At 71.5% G+C, this 17,068-nt stretch carries 13 protein-coding genes and 1 pseudogene; 5 read left to right on the top strand and 9 right to left on the bottom strand.

What is annotated here, in order from left to right; genetic code table 11:
* Positions 1–55: 55 nt before the first annotated feature.
* The 7 genes and pseudogenes from KIF24_RS16105 to KIF24_RS34545 form a co-directional block, all read right to left on the bottom strand.
* A complete protein-coding gene (locus KIF24_RS16105) occupies positions 56–1,714 on the bottom strand; it encodes an ABC transporter permease (protein ID WP_221084735.1) in 1,659 nt (552 codons plus the stop codon).
* The gene (locus tag KIF24_RS16110) at positions 1,711–2,628 is read right to left on the bottom strand and encodes an ABC transporter ATP-binding protein (RefSeq protein WP_221084736.1); all 918 of its coding nucleotides are present in this window, start codon (positions 2,626–2,628) and stop codon (positions 1,711–1,713) included. Before KIF24_RS16110 ends, KIF24_RS16105 begins: the two co-directional genes overlap by 4 nt.
* Positions 2,629–2,763: 135 nt before the next feature.
* Entirely contained in the window at positions 2,764–3,237 is a 474-nt protein-coding gene (locus KIF24_RS16115; protein WP_331461369.1) for a hypothetical protein, read from the bottom strand.
* Between the two features lie 33 nt (positions 3,238–3,270).
* A pseudogene (locus KIF24_RS34535) lies at positions 3,271–3,456 on the bottom strand (TetR/AcrR family transcriptional regulator); the annotation flags it as partial.
* Between the two features lie 98 nt (positions 3,457–3,554).
* Positions 3,555–5,192, bottom strand: coding sequence for a ribosomal protection-like ABC-F family protein (gene abc-f, locus KIF24_RS16120; protein WP_221084737.1), 1,638 nt, complete (start codon positions 5,190–5,192; stop codon positions 3,555–3,557).
* Positions 5,193–5,460: 268 nt separating this feature from the next.
* Entirely contained in the window at positions 5,461–5,850 is a 390-nt protein-coding gene (locus tag KIF24_RS34540; RefSeq protein ID WP_331461154.1) for a helix-turn-helix domain-containing protein, read from the bottom strand.
* Positions 5,766–6,641, bottom strand: a complete 876-nt coding sequence (locus KIF24_RS34545; RefSeq protein ID WP_331461155.1) for a hypothetical protein — start codon at positions 6,639–6,641, stop codon at positions 5,766–5,768. Before KIF24_RS34545 ends, KIF24_RS34540 begins: the two co-directional genes overlap by 85 nt.
* Positions 6,642–6,727: 86 nt before the next feature.
* Here KIF24_RS34545 and KIF24_RS16130 point away from each other — a divergent pair, with 86 nt between their 5' ends.
* The 4 genes from KIF24_RS16130 (at position 6,728) to KIF24_RS16145 (ending at position 13,427) form a co-directional block, all read left to right on the top strand.
* Positions 6,728–9,043 carry an aminotransferase class III-fold pyridoxal phosphate-dependent enzyme gene (locus KIF24_RS16130; RefSeq protein ID WP_407939998.1) on the top strand — a complete coding sequence of 772 codons (2,316 nt, stop codon included), beginning with the start codon at positions 6,728–6,730 and terminating at the stop codon, positions 9,041–9,043.
* 4 nt (positions 9,044–9,047) lie between these two features.
* Positions 9,048–10,652: a xylulokinase gene (locus KIF24_RS16135; protein ID WP_221084738.1), complete on the top strand. Its 1,605-nt coding sequence runs from the start codon at positions 9,048–9,050 to the stop codon at positions 10,650–10,652.
* A gap of 71 nt (positions 10,653–10,723) precedes the next feature.
* Positions 10,724–11,437, top strand: a complete 714-nt coding sequence (locus tag KIF24_RS16140; protein WP_221084739.1) for an MIP/aquaporin family protein — start codon at positions 10,724–10,726, stop codon at positions 11,435–11,437.
* A gap of 283 nt (positions 11,438–11,720) precedes the next feature.
* Positions 11,721–13,427 (top strand): hypothetical protein, encoded by a 1,707-nt coding sequence (locus tag KIF24_RS16145; RefSeq protein ID WP_331461370.1) that lies wholly within the window; start codon positions 11,721–11,723, stop codon positions 13,425–13,427.
* Positions 13,428–13,474: 47 nt separating this feature from the next.
* Here the strand turns inward: KIF24_RS16145 and KIF24_RS16150 are convergent, their stop codons facing one another.
* Both KIF24_RS16150 and KIF24_RS16155 read right to left on the bottom strand, forming a co-directional pair.
* Positions 13,475–14,953, bottom strand: coding sequence for a cation:proton antiporter domain-containing protein (locus KIF24_RS16150; protein WP_221084741.1), 1,479 nt, complete (start codon positions 14,951–14,953; stop codon positions 13,475–13,477).
* Positions 14,954–15,001: 48 nt separating this feature from the next.
* A complete protein-coding gene (locus KIF24_RS16155) occupies positions 15,002–15,229 on the bottom strand; it encodes a potassium transporter TrkA (RefSeq protein WP_221084742.1) in 228 nt (75 codons plus the stop codon).
* Positions 15,230–15,804: 575 nt separating this feature from the next.
* Between KIF24_RS16155 and KIF24_RS16160 the strand changes: the two genes are divergently transcribed.
* Positions 15,805–16,980 carry a lactonase family protein gene (locus tag KIF24_RS16160; RefSeq protein ID WP_221084743.1) on the top strand — a complete coding sequence of 392 codons (1,176 nt, stop codon included), beginning with the start codon at positions 15,805–15,807 and terminating at the stop codon, positions 16,978–16,980.
* Positions 16,981–17,068: the final 88 nt, after the last annotated feature.

A 17,068-nucleotide genomic window follows, 5' to 3' on the forward strand; every position in this document is an offset into this window, starting at 1 on the left:
GCGACCGAGCCCGCCGAGCTGCCCGGACGGACACCTCGGCGGGCTGGCGGGCGCGTCAGGCGCCGCCGGCCAGGTCACGCCGGCGGAACATGGTCACGGCGGCCTGCACCAGCAGCCCCGCGAGCACGGTCAGCACCACGACCGCGACCACGCTGATCTCCTCCAGGGGATAGTCACCGACGTGCTCGAACGGCGACAGCCGTAGCGCGGCGGCGGGAATCTCCAGGATCGGCGCGAAGTACCCGGCGATCAGCCCGTAGCCGAGCACCACCCAGATCACCGGCAACGCCCTCGGGGCCGCCGCGTAGAGCAGGGCCGCGGCGGCCAGCACCAGCCAGACCGCCGGGGTGTGCGCGACGTGGCCGAGCACCAGGTCGCCGAGCAGCCCCGGGTCGCCGGTGCTCACCACCGCCCCGATCCCCATGCCCAGGCCGGCGACGAGCAGCAGCCACGGTACGCCGAGCGCCGCCACCGCGACGTGGCTGCCGAGCCAGGCCCGGCGGCTCACCGCCGTGGCGAGGACCGGCTCGGCCCGCCCGTCGGCCTCCTCGGCGCGCAGCGTCTGCACCGCCAGCACGGCGTAGACCCCGACGGCGAGTGCCATCGTCAGGCCCATGATGCCGAGGAATCCGGCGAGCAGGTTCTCCGCACCGCCCATCAGGGCCACCATGTCCTCGGGTACGTTCTCGAAGCCGTCTAGCATGGGCTGGGTGAACGAGCCGTAGGCGAGGCCGGCGACGAGCAGCGCGGCGCTCCAGCCGATCAGGCTGGCCCGGTGCAGCCGGAACGCGAGCGCGAACGGACCGGCCAGCCACGCCGCGGCCCGCGGTGAACCCGGACGCGGCGGCACCAGGCCGGCGCCGAAGTCCCGGCGCGCCGACAATGCGTAGCCGGCCGCGGCGGCAGCCGCCGCGAAGGCCAGCGAGATGGCCAGCGGCCACCAGCGGTCGTGGACGTACGGCGCGGTCTGCTGGGACCAGCCCATCGGCGACAGCCAGGACAACCAGGACGGCCCGCTGCCCTGCACCGCCGCCATGTCACCCAGTCCGCGCAGCACGAAGGCGGCCCCGAGCGCGGCGCCGGCCATGCCGGAGGCGGCCCGGGGATATTCCGACAGCTGGACGGTGACCGTGGCGATGCCCGCGAAGGCCAGCGCCACCGCACCGACGGCGGCGCCGAACAGCAGCGATCCGCCCGCGTCGTATCCGCGGCTGGTCAGCATCGCGCCGATCAGCACCGCGACCAGCACCCCCATCGCGGCGGTGAGGGTCAGCGCGGCGGTGAGCTGGGCGTGCCGGCCGACCACGTTGGCGCGGACCAGCTCGGCCCGGCCGGAACGTTCCTCGGCGCGGGTGTGCCGCACCACGGTGAGCAGGCCCATCAGCGCGGCACCGATCGCCACGTAGAGGCCGTACTGCCCGGCGAGGAAGCGCTCGACGGTCACCTCGTCGAAGCCGAAGCCGGGGCCGCCGAAGATCGCACCGGCCGGGCTGCCGGTGAAGGCGGCCAGCCCCTCCAGGTCCGCCGGGCTCTGCACCATGGTGTCCAGCGCGGTGGCGAAGTACGTCATCAGCAGCGTCAGGCCGAGCGTCCACGCCGGAAAGCGGATCCGGTCGCGGCGCAGCATGAACCGCAGCAGGGTGCCGGTGCCGGTGACGGTGTTGCCCCGGGCGGCGACGGCGGGCGCGGGCCGGCTCACGGTCGCGGTGGTCATGACGCCACCTGCGCCGCGCCGTCGTGGACAAGCTGGTCGCCGTAGTGGCGCAGGAGCAACTGCTCCAGCGTCGGCGGTCGCACGGTCAGCCCCTGCACGCCGAGTCCACCCAGCTCGCGGACCACGCTCGCGAGCTGGTCGCCGTCCACCTCGAAGCGGACGTGGCCGTCCTCGGTGTGCAGCCCGTGCACTCCGGGCAGGCCGGCGAGGTTGCCGGCCGGCCGGTCGGTGACGGCATCCACCGAGGTGCGGGTGAGGTGACGCAGCTCGGTCAGCGAGCCGGTCTCCACGATCCGCCCCTGCCGGATGATCGAGATCTGGTCGGCGAGCACCTCGACCTGGGCGAGGACGTGGCTGGAGAGCAGGACGGTCCGCCCGGCGTCCTTGGCCTGGCGGATGCACTCCTGGAACACCGCCTCCATCAGCGGGTCCAGCCCGGCCGTGGGCTCGTCGAGCAGGAGCAGCTCCACGTCGCTGGCCAGGGCCGCGATCAGGGCGACCTTCTGCCGGTTGCCCTTGGAGTAGGTGCGGCCCTTCTTGCTCGGGTCCAGGTCGAAACGCTGGCACAGCTCGTCGCGACGGACCGGATCGGTGCCGCCGCGCAACCGGGCGAACAGGTCGATCGCCTCGCCGCCGGTGAGGTTGGGCCACAGTTCGACGTCGCCGGGGACGTAGGCGAGCCGGCGGTGCAGGCTCACCGCGTCGGACCAGGGGTCACCGCCGAGCATCCGGGCCCGGCCGGCGTCGGCGCGCAGCAGCCCGAGCAGGACCCGGATGGTGGTGGACTTGCCGGCGCCGTTGGGGCCGAGGAAGCCGTGCACGGTGCCGGTCTCGACCCGCAGGTCGAGCCCGTCGAGCGCCTTGACCCGCCCGAAGGACTTGTCGAGGTGTTGGATGTCGATGGCAGCAGTCATGGTCGTGGACCTCGTTCGAGGAAAGCCCCAGGGCGCCCTGGGGTCCGGTGTGGTCGATCGGCGCATCTCCGCCGGAGATGCCGCGGTGGTTCGCGTGGTTCGCGGATGGAGGGAGCCACGCCGGGAGCGTGGTGGCTAGCCCGCAGTGCGGTCCGGGTCGCCGGCCGGCGGCGGATCCGGCACGTACATCAGGTATTCGTCGAGCATCGACCGGTCGACGAGCAGCCCTTCGGCGAACAGTTCCAGCGCGGGCAGCGCGAGTTCCTCGACGTACCGGCGGAACAGCGCGGCGAACTCCTCCGCCGGCGCGTCCGCGCCGTGCAGGGTGAACCAGAGCAGCATGCTGCCGGTGGCCTGGTAGGCCAGGTAGCGGCTGCGGGCCGCGCGGTCCCGGCTGGGCCGGACCACCCCGGCGGCCTCCCCCGCGGACAGGTACGCCTCGGCGTCGGTGATCATGTGCTCGACCAGCTTGAGCGCCAGCTCCCCGCCGGCCTGCATGCTGCGCAGCAGGTACTGCACCATCGGCGCGTACTGCTCGACCTCGGCCATCTGGGCCAGCAGCATCGCCGCGGTGCCGTCGGTCAGCGCCTTCGTCTTCTCCTGGCGCATGATCTCCAGCACGCGCTCGTCGCAGGCGCGGCGCAGCCCGTCCTTCGAGCCGAAGTGGTGGATGACCAGGCCGGCGGTCACCCCGGCGTCGGCGGCGATGGTGCGCAGCCCGGCGCGGAAGCCGTCGCGGGCGAACCGCTCGATGGCGGCGGCGCGGATCCGGTCGGCGGTGGCGAACTCGCCACCGCGCTCCCCCGGACCCGCGCCCACCGACGTCACGACCCCAGATTAAACACTTGTTCAACCGCTCGGCAAGGCCCGGCGGCACCGGTCGGCGACCTGTTGCTTCCCCGAGCACCCCGGCATCGGGCCGTCGCTCACTCGGGCTCGGGGGCGGGGATCTCGCGCAGGTCGCCGGCTTCGAGGCGCAGCCATCGCCGCACACCGACGTCGTGCAGGAAGCGCTCGTCGTGGCTGACCACCACGAACGCGCCCCGGTAGGCGTCCAGCGCGTTCACCAGCTGCCCCACGCTGACCAGGTCCAGGTTGTTGGTGGGTTCGTCGAGCAGCAGCAGATGCGGTGCCGGTTGGGCGTACAGGACGCAGGCGAGGGTGGCCCGCAGGCGCTCACCGCCGGAGAGGACACCCACCGGCAGGTTGGCGCGGGCACCCCGGAACAGGAACCGGGCCAGCAGGTTCATCCGCTCCGACTGCGGGCGGTCCGGGGCGTACGCGGTGAGGTTCTCCGCCACCGTACGGTCTCCGTCGAGCAGGTCCAGCCGCTGCGACAGGTACGCCACCCGACCGTCGGCCCGGCGCACCTGCCCACCCTCGGGTTCCAGTTCGCCGAGCAGCAGGCGCAGCAGGGTGGACTTGCCGACGCCGTTGGGCCCGGTCAGGGCGATCCGCTCGGGCCCTCGGATGGTCAGGTCGACACCGTCCCCGGCGAACAGCGCCCGGGTGCCGTGCCGCACCTGCATCCGCTGCCCCTCGACCAGGGTCCGACCGGCGGGTACGTCGGTCTCCGGCAGGTCCAGCGCCAGCGTCTGGTCGTCCCGCAGCGCCCGGCTGGCCTCGTCGAGCCGGCCCTGCGCGTCGCTGACCCGGCTCGCGTGTGCCTGCCGGGCCCGGCCGGCCGACTCCTGGGCACTGCGCTTGAGCCCACCGGCGACGATCCGGGCCAGGCCGGCGTTGCCGAGGTTGCGGGCGGCGTTGCCGGCGCGACGCTCGGCCCGTTCCCGGGCCTGCTGCATCTCCCGCTTCTCCCGCTTGACCTCCAACTCGGCACTGCGCACCTGGCGCTCGGCCAGTTCCTGAGCGGCCCGCGCCGCCTCGGCGTACGCGGTGAAGTTCCCGCCGTACAGGCGCAACTGCCCACCGTCGAGTTCGGCGATCCGGTCCATCCGGTCCAGCAGTGTCCGGTCGTGGCTGACCAGCAGCAGACAGCCGGACCAGTTCTCCAGCACCGCGGACAACCGGTGTCGGGCGTCGATGTCGAGGTTGTTGGTCGGTTCGTCGAGCAGCAGCACGTCGGGGCGGCGGAGCAGCTGCGCGGCCAGGCCGAGGGAGACCGTCTGCCCGCCGCTGAGGGTGTGCAGGCGCCGGTCCAGGTCCACCTCACCCAGGCCCAGCCGGTCGAGTTCGGCGTGGCTGCGCTCCTCGACGTCCCAGTCGTCGCCGACCGCGGCGAAGTTCTCCTCGCTGGCGTCGCCGGCCTCGATCGCCCGCAGGGCGACAAGTGCCGGGGCGACCCCCAGCACCTCCGCCACGGTCAGCTCACCGGTGAGCGGGAGGTTCTGCGGCAGGTAGCCGAGCACGCCCTCGACCGTCACGCCACCGCCGGTCGGGGTCAGCTCGCCGGCGATCAGCCGCAGCAGGGTCGACTTGCCGGCGCCGTTCGGCGCGACCAGGCCGGTGCGGCCCGGCGGCACGGTGAAGGACAGGTCCCGGAACACCGCGGTGTCGTCGGGCCAGGAAAAGGACAGGTTGGTGCAGACGACGCAGGCGTCGGACATGGCAGGAAAGACCTCGGAAAGGGAAGCCGGGACGCGATCAGCGCCCGGTCAGGGCAGACAGGGGATGCGACAAAGACAGGCCGCCCCACGGGCGGCGGGGTTGCTCACCCCGAGATGTCGTCGTCCCCGGAAAGCATTCGCGCTCCTCGTCCCCGCGGCTGTTCCGCTCGGGCCCAGCGTAGCAACTGCCCGACGCGGCCGGCACCGGTCCGCTCGGACCGTCCGCCGGGCACCCGGCACGACCCCAGCCACCGGCGAGTCGGGGCCGCTACCCGTGGCCGGGCGGGGCACCGGGATGGCTGGCCAGGACCACCGACAGCTCGAACCGGGCGGCCGGGTCGTCCAGGTCGGCACCGTACAGGTCGCGCAGGCGCTTGAGGCGGTAGCTGACCGTCTGCGGGTGGACGAACAGCTCGGCGGAGACCTCGGCGCGCGAGCCCCAGTGCCGCAGCCAGGAGTGCAGGGTGACCAGCAGGTTGTCCCGCTGCGCGGTGCGCAGGTCGGCCAGTGGCGCCAGGCGGCGAGCGGTGAGCACCGACAGCGCGGCCGACTCACCGCGCAGGGCCAGCGCGGTCAGCTGGTCGTCGACGAAGATCGGGCCCGGGTCGGGTCCGACCAGCCCGGCGGCCACCTCGGCGAGCCGGACCGCGGCCGGCACCTGGGGCCAGCCCAGTTCCGGGCCGACCACCGCCCAGCGCCCGGCCAGCGCCCCGGCCAGCGGCTCGCGGGCCGCCCGGGGGCCGGCCCGCAGCAACAGCACCGCGTCGCGCCCACGCTCGATGACCAGGCCGTCGGCGCCGTACCGGAACCGCGCGTCGCGGGCCTGGTCCAGCGGCAGCAGGACGGGCACCACGGCGTCGAGGTCGGGCCAGCCGATCCGGGCCGCCGCCGCCTCCACCGCGCTGGGCATGGCGTCGCCGCGCAGCAGCAGCTCGGCGAGCTGCCGGCGGCGGTCCCCTCGCCGGCCTGCTCGCGCACCTGCAGGGCGTACCCGTCGGTGCTCGCGGCGGCCAGCTCGGCGACGTACGCGCTGACCGCGTCGGAGAGGTCGATCAGTTCCTCGGTGTCGACCGGGCGCAGCCGGGCCAGCGACTGCGACGCGGTACGCAGCAGCAGCCGCGCCGCCGTCCGCAGCGCGGCCAGCAGGGCCTCCGGCCCCCGGTCCTCGCGCGCCTCGGCGGCCCCCAGCGCGACGAAGACCTCCCGGAAGCGGGGCGGCAGCGCCGGCTCGTCGGTGCCGATCAGGTCGAGGAACCGGTCGAGCGCCACCTGGACGGCGGTGTGCGCGTCCCGGGTGAACTTGTCGTCGGCGATGCCGGCGAAGGCGGGTGTGGCCTCGGTGACGGCGACCGCGACGGCGGCCACGGTCGCGGGCAGGTGCGGGCGCATGGCGGCGGCCAGGTCGGCGGAGAGACGTCGCCAGGGAGTCGCGGAAACAGGCCCACTCACCCCGCGATTTTGTCACGGCAGGATAAGAACACCCGGCATTCTCGCTGCCGGTGGGACGGTGTTTCGACCCGATCGCCCGCGCGACGATGGACCCGGACGACCCGACGGAGGAGATCGCCGTGCAGCACCGCCTGTCCCGCCAGCACGTCGTCGACATGTGCCGGACCATGCTCGCCCGCGGCTACCTCAAGGCCACCGAGGGCAACGTCTCGGTCCGCGTGCCCGGCCACCGGCTCTACGCGGTGACCCCGAGCAACTACGACTACGACCGGATGCGCGTGGCGGACGTCTGCCTCGTCGACTTCGACGGCAGGCAGGTGCCCGACGACTCCGGCGCCGGGCTCGAACCGTCGATCGAGTGCGGGATGCACGCCAACATCTACCGGCAGCGCCCGGACGTCAACGCGATCGTGCACACCCACCAGCCGTACGCCTCGGCGCTGGCCTTCCTGCGCAAGCCGATCCCGGCGCTGACCGACGAGCAGGTGCGCTTCCTCGGTCGCGAGGTGGCGATCGTCGACTACGCCCCGTCGGGCACCGGCTTCCTTGCCCGCAACGTGCAGAAGAAGGTGAGCAGCGGCGACAACGCGTTCATCATCGCCAACCACGGGGTGGTCGCCGTGGGCACCGACCCGGACCGGGCGGTGTTCAACATGGCGTTGCTGGAGAAGGTCTCCATCGCGTACCTGCTGGCACTGACCAGCGAGGCGGGGAAGGTCTACACCATCCCGACCGCGATCCGGGAGATCGCCTTCGGCAAGCTGCGCGCCGACGAGAAGCGGATCGCCGCGCAGATCACCAGGGCGGTGCAACCGCTGCGGGTGCCGGCCGACGAGCCGCTTCCGAGCGCCGACGCGACCGCCGCCGAGAGCGCCGACGCCGCCGAGGCCGCGAGCGCCACGCCAGCGCCGGCGCAGACCACGGCCGGCGAGGCGGCGGGCACCGAGTCGGCCCGCCTCGGCTACGCGATCAGCGAGTACCCGGACGTCGACGACGTGCTGCGGCGGCTGAAGGCGCTGACCGCCCAGCCGGTGCGCGGGCTGCGCCACGACGCGCTGCTGGACGTGCTCAACTACTTCGACACCAGGTGCCGGGCCAGCAAGGAGATCACCGACCGGGCCCGGGGTCGGATCCCCGGCGGCGTGCAGCACAACCTGGCCTTCAACTACCCGTTCCCGCTCGCCGTCGACAAGGCCGAGGGCGCCTACCTGGTGGACCGGGACGGCAACACCTACATCGACTTCCTCCAGGCCGGCGGGCCGACGATCCTGGGCAGCAACTACGCCCCGGTCAACGAGCGGGTCGCCGAGGTGGTCCGGGCCTGCGGGCCGGTGACCGGCCTGTTCCACGAGTACGAACTCAAGCTCGCCGAGATCATCCACCGGTTCATGCCGCACGTGCAGATGTACCGCTCCCTCGGCTCCGGCACCGAGGCGGTGATGGCCGCCGTCCGGGGCGCCCGCGCCTTCACCGGCAAGAAGATGGTGATCAAGGTCGGCGGCGCGTACCACGGCTGGTCCGACACGATGGTGTACGGGCTGCGGGTGCCCGGCACGTACCGGATGAACGCCAAGGGCATCCCGTTCGGCGCGACCAGCCGCACCCGCGAGTCCTTCCCGCACGACCTGGGCCAGCTCAAGCGCAAGCTGATCGAGAACCGGCTGCGTGGCGGCACCGCCGCCGTCATCGTCGAACCGGTCGGCCCGGAGTCCGGCACCCGCCCGGTGCCCCGCGACTTCAACGCGCACGTCCGCGCGCTCTGCGACGAGTTCGGCGCACTGCTCATCTTCGACGAGGTGATCACCGGTTTCCGGCTCGGTCTCGGCGGCGCGGCCGGCTACTTCGGCGTCACCCCCGACCTGACCGTGCTGGGCAAGGCGGTCTCCGGCGGCTACCCGATGGCCGGCGGGGTCGGCGGGCGGGCCGACGTGATGGCGGTCTTCGGCTCCGGGCTGGACGGCAAAAGTGGGGCGCACATCCAGGTCGGCGGCACGCTGTCGGCCAACCCGCTGTCCTGCGCGGCCGGCTACTTCGCGATCGAGGAGATGGCCCGGACCAACGCGCCGCTGATCGCCGGCCGCGCCGGTGACCGGCTCACCCGAGGGCTGCAACGGCTGATCGACTCCTACGGTCTGCCGTACGTCGCGTACAACCAGGGGTCCATCGTGCACCTGGAGTGCAGCGGCGTGATGCTGCTCGACATGCGCAACCCGGTGAAGCTGCTGCGCGAGAACAAGGCCCGCAAACGGCTGATGGAGCAGATGGGCGCCGCGTACACGGCGCACGGCATCATCACCCTGGCCGGCTCCCGGATGTACACCTCGATGGCCGACACCGACGAGGTCGTCGACGACGCGCTCGCCCGGTTCGACCGGGTCTTCGCGTTGGTCGAGGGGGTCTGAGCCGGTGGCCGCCACCGCAGCGCAGACCCTCGCGATCGACCTGGGCACCTCGGGGATGAAGGCCGCCCTGGTCGCCGCCGACGGCACGGTCACCGGCTGGGCCGAACGACCCGTCCCGCTGCGACTGCTGCCCGGCGGCGGCGCCGAACAGGACCCCCTGGCGTGGTGGGCGGCGCTCGGCGAGGTCGCGGGCGAGCTGGGCCGGGCCCACCCGGAGCAGCTGCGGGCCGTCGGCACGGTCTGCGCCTCCACCCAGGGTGAGGGGACCATCGCGGTGGACGCCGCCGGTGAACCGCTGACCCGATGCATCAGCTGGCTCGACATGCGCGGCGCGGCGCACCTGCGGCGACAGTTCGGCGGCTTCCCCGCGTACCAGGGGATGTCGGTGCGCCGGATCGCGCGCTGGCTGCGGCTCACCGGCGGGATGCCCTCGCCGACCGGCAAGGACCCCGCCGCCCACATGCTGTTCGTCCGCGACACCATGCCGCAGGTGTACGCGCGGACCGCGACCTTCCTCAACGTCCTCGACTGGATCAACCTGAAGCTGACCGGACGCACGGTGGCCACCGTCGACTCGATCCTGACCTCATGGCTGACCGACAACCGCCGGCCCGGCGACATCCGCTACTCCCCCGCCCTGGTCGCCGACTGCGGCATCGACCGCGACAAGCTGCCGCCGATCGTGGCCTGCACCGACGTGATCGGCACGCTGACCCCGGCCGCCGCCGCGCACCTCGGGCTGCCCGAGTCGGTGCGGGTCGTCGCCGGCGCGATCGACAACACCGCGGCGGCGATCGGCGCCGGCACCACCGGCGACAGGGAACCGCACCTGTACGTCGGCACCTCGTCGTGGATCGCGGCCCACGTGCCCCGGAAGAAGACCGACGTCACCGCCGGCATCGCCGCGGTGCCCTGCGCCATCGGCGACCGCTATCTGATGACCGCCCTACAGGCCACCGCCGGGGCCAACCTGACCTGGCTGCGGGACAAGATCGTCGAGTACGACGATCCGCTGCTCGCCGCCGGGCACCTCAGCCGCGACGAGGGCACCATCTTCGACGCGTTCGACACGATCATCCCGACGGTGCCGCCGGGCGCCCGCGGCGTGCTCTACACCCCCTGGCTGTACGGCGAACGCGCCCCCGTGGACGATCCGAACCTGCGCGCCGGCTTCCTCAACATCTCGCTCGACACCAACCGCTCCGACCTGTTGCGGGCGGTCTTCGAGGGGGTCGCCCTCAACACCCGCTGGCTCACCCGCGCGGTCGACCGCTTCCTCGGCGCGCCGGTCACCTCGATGGCCATCACCGGCGGCGGGGCGCTGTCCGACTCGTGGTGCCAGATCTTCGCCGACGTGCTCGGCGTCGAGATCCGGCGGGATGCCCAGCCGCTCGCGGTCAACGCCCGCGGCGCGGGCTGGATCGGCGCGGTCGGCACCGGGCAACTCACCTTCGCCGACATCCCCGCGTTGATGCGTACCGACCGGGTCTTCACGCCAACACCGGCCCACCAGGCCACCTACGACGAGATCTTCCAGACCTACCGGGAGTTGCACAGGCGGCTCGCCCCGGTGTACCGACGCCTCAACCGGCGCGCCGACCCCACCTGAGCCAACCCTCGCTGACGTCCTGACCTGCCGAAACGGCCTCTGACAGGGTCGCTTTTGGGGAGACTGGGACCATGGTCGACCTCAGACGGTACGTAGCCGAGCTCATCGGCACCTTCCTGCTGGTGTTCTTCGGCGTGGGCAGCGCCATCGCCGCCCGGGTCGAGGGCGGCGTGGTGGTGGTCTCGCTGGCGTTCGGGTTCGTGATGCTCGCGCTGGTCTACACGATCGGCCAGCTCTCCGGCAGCCACGTGAACCCGGCGGTGACCCTCGGCGTGCTGCTCTCCGGCAAGATCTCGCTGCTCGGGGCGGTGGCGTACTGGATCGCCCAGTTCCTCGGTGCCGCCCTGGCGTCCTTCCTGCTCTGGGTGCTGGTGCGGTGGGGTGGGGTGACCGACCAGACCGGTGTGCTGGGCGCCAACGGCTACGGTACAAACATCAACGCCGGTGGAGCGATGCTGCTGGAGACCGTCCTGACGTTCCTGTTCGTCCTGGTCGTGCTGGTGGTGGGCAAGCGCAGCACGGACCTGTCGGGCTTCGCCGGCCTGGCGATCGGGCTGGCGCTGGGCGTGGCGAACCTGGTGGGTGTCGGGCTGACCGGGGCGGCGGTGAATCCCGCCCGCGCCTTCGGCCCGGCGATCTTCGAGGGTGGGGACGCGCTCGGGCAGCTCTGGGTGTTCATCGTCTTTCCGCTGCTCGGTGGGGTCCTGGCAGCGCTGGTCGCGCCACTTGTCGAACACGGCTCCGGCGTCACCAGGATCGGCACGCCCCGGCCGGCCGGGCGCTGACCCGGGCCGCCCTGGTGGTGCGGGACCCCACGGTAGGCCGGGATGCCACTTCCCACTATTTGGGATTTGGTGCCGAGAAGCCAGCCCGAAAGTTTCGGTCGCCATCGATGATGGCTCCTATCCTCCAATCGATGCGACGCTATGACGTCGGCGCCGGCCATCGGCAGGAGGATACGTGCAGGCAATACGTCGAAGGCTACTCGGAGCCCCGTCCGCTGACCGCGAGCAAGCCGACCCGGACCAGGCCGAATCGCAGCTCCGGTCCCGATCCGGACAGGAGCGGCTGGCGAGGGCCTTTCGGAGGGCGTCGCGCCTGCTGCGGCATGAATGGACGTTGACGACGATCGCTGGCCTGGCGTTTGCCGTTCTCCTCACCTGGCCGACGCTGAAGCAGCCGTGGACGACCATCCCGGGCGACATCGGCGATCCCCCATTGCAGGCGTGGCAGGTCGCCTGGGCCGGGCATGCTCTGATCACCGACCCACTCAACCTCTGGCACTCGAACACTTTCTTCCCGGATGTGTACACGTACGCCTACACCGACATCGTGCTCGGATATGCACCGGCCGGCCTGCTCGGCCACGGTGTGGCGGCTGCCATCTTCCGCTACAACCTCCTCTACGTCCTGGCCCACGCACTCGCCTTCGTCGGGGCGTACGCCCTGGTGCGCCAGCTGGGGGGAATCCGGACGGCGGCGGCAGTGGCGGGCGTCGCCTGGGCCTTCGCGCCGTGGCGGCTCGCGCACGGCGGCCACCTGAACATCCTCTCCATCGGCGGTGTCGCGCTGTGCCTGGCGATGCTGGCTCGCGGCCACGGCTGGTCCCTGCGCGACGGCCACCGACCGGCGCTGCACCGCCCCGGATGGATCATGGCCGGCTGGCTGGTCGCCGCCTGGCAGATGACCCTGGGCCTGGCGATCGGCCTGCCGCTCGCGTACTTCCTGGCCGGCACCATGCTTGTCGTCCTCGTGGCGGTCGGCTGGACCCGCTGGCGGACCGGCACCTGGGTGTTGGGCCGCCGGGTGGTGCTGGCCAACCTTCTCGGTGGGGTCGCCTTCGGTGGCGTGTGCGTCTGGTTGGGGACCACCTTCCTGCGGGTGGTGGAGCTGAACCCGGAGGCGCACCGGGATCTGTCCTGGACGGAGATGTTCTCCCCACCCCTGCGGGGATACTTCGTCGCGCCCGCGGACTCGTGGCTGTGGGGCGACCACTTCGCGGCCGCCCGCGCCCAGTTGTCCTGGCCGCCGGAGATGGCGCTGCTGCCGGGCGTCACGTTGATCGTGCTGGCCGTGGCCGGGCTGAGCTACTCGACGTTCCGGGTCCGCCACCGTCTTCTGCTCGGGCTCGGCGTGCTGGTCAGCGGCGCGCTCGGACTCGGCACCAACCTCCCCGGTCAGGGCGATCCGGGATACCTGACGTTGTCGCGGCTGCTGCCCGGCTGGGACGCGCTACGAACCCCGGGGCGGCTGATGGTGTGGACGAGCCTGCTGCTCGCCATTCTCGCAGCAGGAGCGATCAGCGAGTTCGGACGAAATCGCCCCAAGCGCGGGTGGCCGAGGTCGGTGAGCGCGGTAGCGCTCCTGGTGCCCCTGCTGCTGGTGCTGGTCGAGGGCGTCAACCGGACACCGCACCCCACCGTGCCCACCGCCCCGCCAGCGCTCCGGGCGGCGACCGAACCGATCCTGGTCCTACCCAGCAACGGTGTGGCCGAATCCGACATCATGCTCTGGTCCACCGACGGATTTCCCCGCGTCGCCAACGGTTCGGTCACCTTCCTGCCGGCCAGTCAACAACAGATCCGCGCGGTGACCACGACGTTCCCCGATCCGGGCAGCATCGCATTTCTCCGGCAGGTCGGCATCCGGTCGGTGGTCGTCCTGCCGGATCGGCTGGCCGGCACGGCCTGGGACGGCCTGCCCAACCGGCCGGTCGATGGCCTCGGCATCACCCGGGAGGAGATAGCCGGGGCGTGGGTGTACCGCCTCGACTGAGCCGGATCAGCGCAGGCGGTACGGGCGTCGGCTGCGGACGGCGCCCGTCACTCCCGGGTGGCGCCCATCGGCTCGCGGACCAGGGCGCCGTCGATGTAGCAGTAGCGCCACTCCTCGCCCTCCTCCAGCGACCGGATCAGCGGGTGCCCGGTGTGCCGGTAGTGCTCCTCGGCGTGGTTGTTGACCGAGTCGCTGCAACAGCCGACCGCCCCGCAGGTCAGGCACATCCGCAGCTGCACCCAGTCGTCACCGCTCTCCACGCACTGCGGGCACGCGTGCGCGTCGGACTCGGTGATGTGGATCCGGTCCAGGTGGGTGCAGGCGGTGCTGATGGTCTCCTCGCGCACGTACCGCCAGCTGGCGTGCAGCAGCCGGTCCGGAATGATCCGGGCGAGGTAGCGGGAGTTCGCGGCGAGCAGCGGGCTGACCACGGCAAGGATCAGCACGTAAAGCGCGATGAACGGGCCGAGTCGGCCGTCGAGGCCGGCGGTGAGGGCGAGGGTGGCGAGGATCAGCGAGAACTCGCCCCGGCCCAGCACCGTCAGGCCGACGTTGGCCGCCCCGCGCTGGTTGAGCCCGAACAACCGGCCGGCGATCAGGCCCGCCAGCACGTTGGTGACGATGGTCATCGTGACCGCCAGCAGCACCGGCAGCGCCACCGAACCGAAGTCGCCGACGTCGATGCTCAGCCCGAACGCCACGAAGAAGACCGCCGCGAAGACGTCCCGCAGCGGCAGCACCAGGCGTTCCACCCGCTCGCGGATGGGAGTGCGGGCCACCACCAGACCGATCATCAGGGCGCCGATCGCGTCGGAGACACCGATCTCGGCCGAGACGCCGGCGACGAGCACCACCAACCCGACCATGAGAATGGCCAGCAGTTCGTCCTCGTTGCTGTCGATCACCTTGCTGACCAGGCGGGCACCGAAGCGGGCCACGGCGAAGAGCACCACCAGGTACGCGAAGCTGAGCCCGATGCGCAGCGCGAGTTCCCCGGCGGTCCCGGCGCCGGACAACAGCGGCGAGAGCAGCGCCAGGTACAGCGCGAGGAACAGGTCCTCGATCACGATGATGCCGAGAATGACCGGGGTCTCCGCGTTGGCCAGCCGGCGCAGCTCGATGAGCAGCTTGGTGACGATGGCCGACGAGGAGATGCCGAGCGCACCGGCGACCACGAACGCCTCGTGGCCACCCCAGCCCAGCGCGAGACCGAAGATCAGCCCGGCGCCGACGTTGAGCAGGATGTAGCAGCCGGCCGCGACGAACAGCCGCCTGCCACTGCCGAGCACCTGCCCGATCGGGAACTCGACGCCCAGGTGGAACAGCAGCAGCACCAGGCCGAGCGAGGCGAGCAGGCTCAGGTCCTCGGGGTGGGCGATCAGCACGGGGCCAGGGGTGCCCGGCCCGAGCAGGATGCCGGCGAGCATGAAGAACGGCACGGTGGGCAGGTTGATCCGACGGCCGAAGCGGGCCAGCAGGCCCGCGATCAGCACGAGGGCTCCGAAGCCCACAAGGTCAGCGTGCACGGTGAGGACTCCTGGAGTGGGCGGGGCGGGCTGTCGGAGCGGAGTCGACTACTCGGAGAAGTAGGTGCCGGCCAGCAGCGCGCCGACCTTGCGCGCCTGCTCCTCCGACATCTCGATCACGGCCACCGGATCATCCTCGCCGGCGGCGAAGACGTACAGGTCGCGGGCACCGTCGCGGCGCACCACGACCGAGATCCGCTGGGTGTTGCTGCCCAGGTCGACGTCGTACCGCTTGCCGATTCCCGGCAGTTCCTGCACGTATATTCCTTTGCCCATGGCCCCTCCCCACTGCGCGATCCACGATCTCTGCGCAATGGTACGAGTCCAACGTCCGCCAGGGGCGGATCCGCCTCCGAGAGAACCCGGGACCTGAGCTACACCGTGGCGGCGACGTCGGCACTCGCCCCCCGGGGGACGCGTCAAGACAGAGAGAAACCATGTCCCGAGGTGGCGTTCGTCGACATCGGCTTCGTGCTGCTGGCCCAGGACGCGAAGGTGCTCACCTCCTGACCGAGGCACTCTGCGGGCTCGACTCGCTCACTCCGGTGGAGGCGCGGGTGACCGAGATGCTTGCCTCGGGCGCCACCAAACAGCAGGCGTCCGGAAGTCTGTTCGTCTCCTTCACGCTCGTTGCTGACCAACCGGCAGCTCGCGTGGGGTCAGTGGGCGCGGATTCCGGTGCTGACGGCGATGTCCTGGGCGAGGAACCCCTCGCCTCCGTCTGCTCATTCGACGAAACGTCGCAAAATTACCACTTTAGGGCAAGTCGCCTAACACGACTACATTCTCCGATAGCTTTCGGATGAGAGGAAAGCTCGTATTCCTTCCATCGAGTGCGTAAGGAGCAATTGATGAAGCGCAGTGTAGCGCTCGCGGCAGCCCTCCTGGCGGGTCTGACCAGCATCGGATCGGTCCCGGGGGCGGCCTTCGCTGACGGCGGCGGCCCGGGATACAACCACGACGACCGCAAGGGAGGTGACTACCACCACGGCGACGAGGGCGCGGTCTTCGTCCAGACCAACAAGGCCGAGGGCAACACCATCAAGGTGTACGACCGCGACAAGGGCGGCCACCTCACCAAGGCGGGTGAGTACGAAACCGGCGGGCTGGGCGGGTTCACCATCGGCGCGCCGGTCGACGCGCTGGCCTCGCAGGGGTCCTTGACCTACCACCGCGGAATGCTGTTCGCCGTGAACGCCGGCAGCAACACCCTGACGGTCTTCGGTGTCGACGGCACCAAGCTGCACAAGCTCCAGGTCATCTGGTCCGGGGGTCTGCTGCCGGTCAGCGTCACGGCCCGTGGCGACCTCGTCTACGTCCTCAACGCCGGTGGTGAGGGCTCGGTCCAAGGCTTCGAGCTGCACAAGGGGCGCCTGTCGCGGATCGACGACTCCAATCGGTCGCTCGGGCTGCACAACGGTAACCCGCCCGCGTTCGGGACCGCCCCGGCTCAAATCGAGATCGACCCGGACAGCGAGTTCGTGTTGGTGTCGACCAAGGCCGCCAATGTCATGTTCAGCTACGAGATCGGTCGCGACGGCGGACTGGCCCGGAACCCCGTCATCAGCGACGCGGGGGACGCTCCGTTCGGCTTCACCTTCGACACCGACGACACGCTGCTGGTCACCGAATCCAACACGAACGCGGTCAGCCGGTTCGAGCTCGAGGACGACGGCGCCCTCGACCAGATCGGGCCGTCGGTGCCCAACGGCCAGCAGGCGACGTGCTGGATCCAACAGGTCGGCGACTTCTTCTACGTCGCCAACGCCGGCAGCTCCACCATCAGTTCCTACCGCCTCAACGACCACGGCAAGCTTGAACTCGTCAAGGCCGTCGCCGTCGACACCGGCGGCGGGGCGATCGACATGACCACCAGCGACGGCTTCCTGTACGTCCAGAACGCCGCCGCCGGCAACGTGCAGGGCTACGAGGTGAACAAGGACGGCTCCCTGACTCTTGTCACCACTGTGGAGGGCCTGCCCAAGTTCGAGAACGGTATCGGCATGGAAGGCATCGCTGCCTCCTGACGCAACCACCCCGCTGGTCCCGGTCGCTCGCCGACCGGGACCAGTTCTTCTGTCGGCGCAGTGCGTGCGGCCGACAGCGGGCCGAGGA

The sequence above is a fragment of the Micromonospora tarapacensis genome, assembly GCF_019697375.1.
Lineage (GTDB): Bacteria > Actinomycetota > Actinomycetes > Mycobacteriales > Micromonosporaceae > Micromonospora > Micromonospora tarapacensis.

What these genes read in the sequence shown, in the direction of transcription:
- KIF24_RS16105 (WP_221084735.1), bottom strand. Translation starts at nt 1,714, where the DNA reads ATGACCACCGCGACCGTGAGCCGGCCCGCGCCCGCCGTCGCCGCCCGG.
- KIF24_RS16110 (WP_221084736.1), bottom strand. Translation starts at nt 2,628, where the DNA reads ATGACTGCTGCCATCGACATCCAACACCTCGACAAGTCCTTCGGGCGG.
- KIF24_RS16115 (WP_331461369.1), bottom strand. Translation starts at nt 3,237, where the DNA reads ATGCGCCAGGAGAAGACGAAGGCGCTGACCGACGGCACCGCGGCGATG.
- abc-f (WP_221084737.1), bottom strand. Translation starts at nt 5,192, where the DNA reads ATGTCCGACGCCTGCGTCGTCTGCACCAACCTGTCCTTTTCCTGGCCC.
- KIF24_RS16130 (WP_407939998.1), top strand. Translation starts at nt 6,728, where the DNA reads ATGGACCCGGACGACCCGACGGAGGAGATCGCCGTGCAGCACCGCCTG.
- KIF24_RS16140 (WP_221084739.1), top strand. Translation starts at nt 10,724, where the DNA reads ATGGTCGACCTCAGACGGTACGTAGCCGAGCTCATCGGCACCTTCCTG.
- KIF24_RS16155 (WP_221084742.1), bottom strand. Translation starts at nt 15,229, where the DNA reads ATGGGCAAAGGAATATACGTGCAGGAACTGCCGGGAATCGGCAAGCGG.
- KIF24_RS16160 (WP_221084743.1), top strand. Translation starts at nt 15,805, where the DNA reads ATGAAGCGCAGTGTAGCGCTCGCGGCAGCCCTCCTGGCGGGTCTGACC.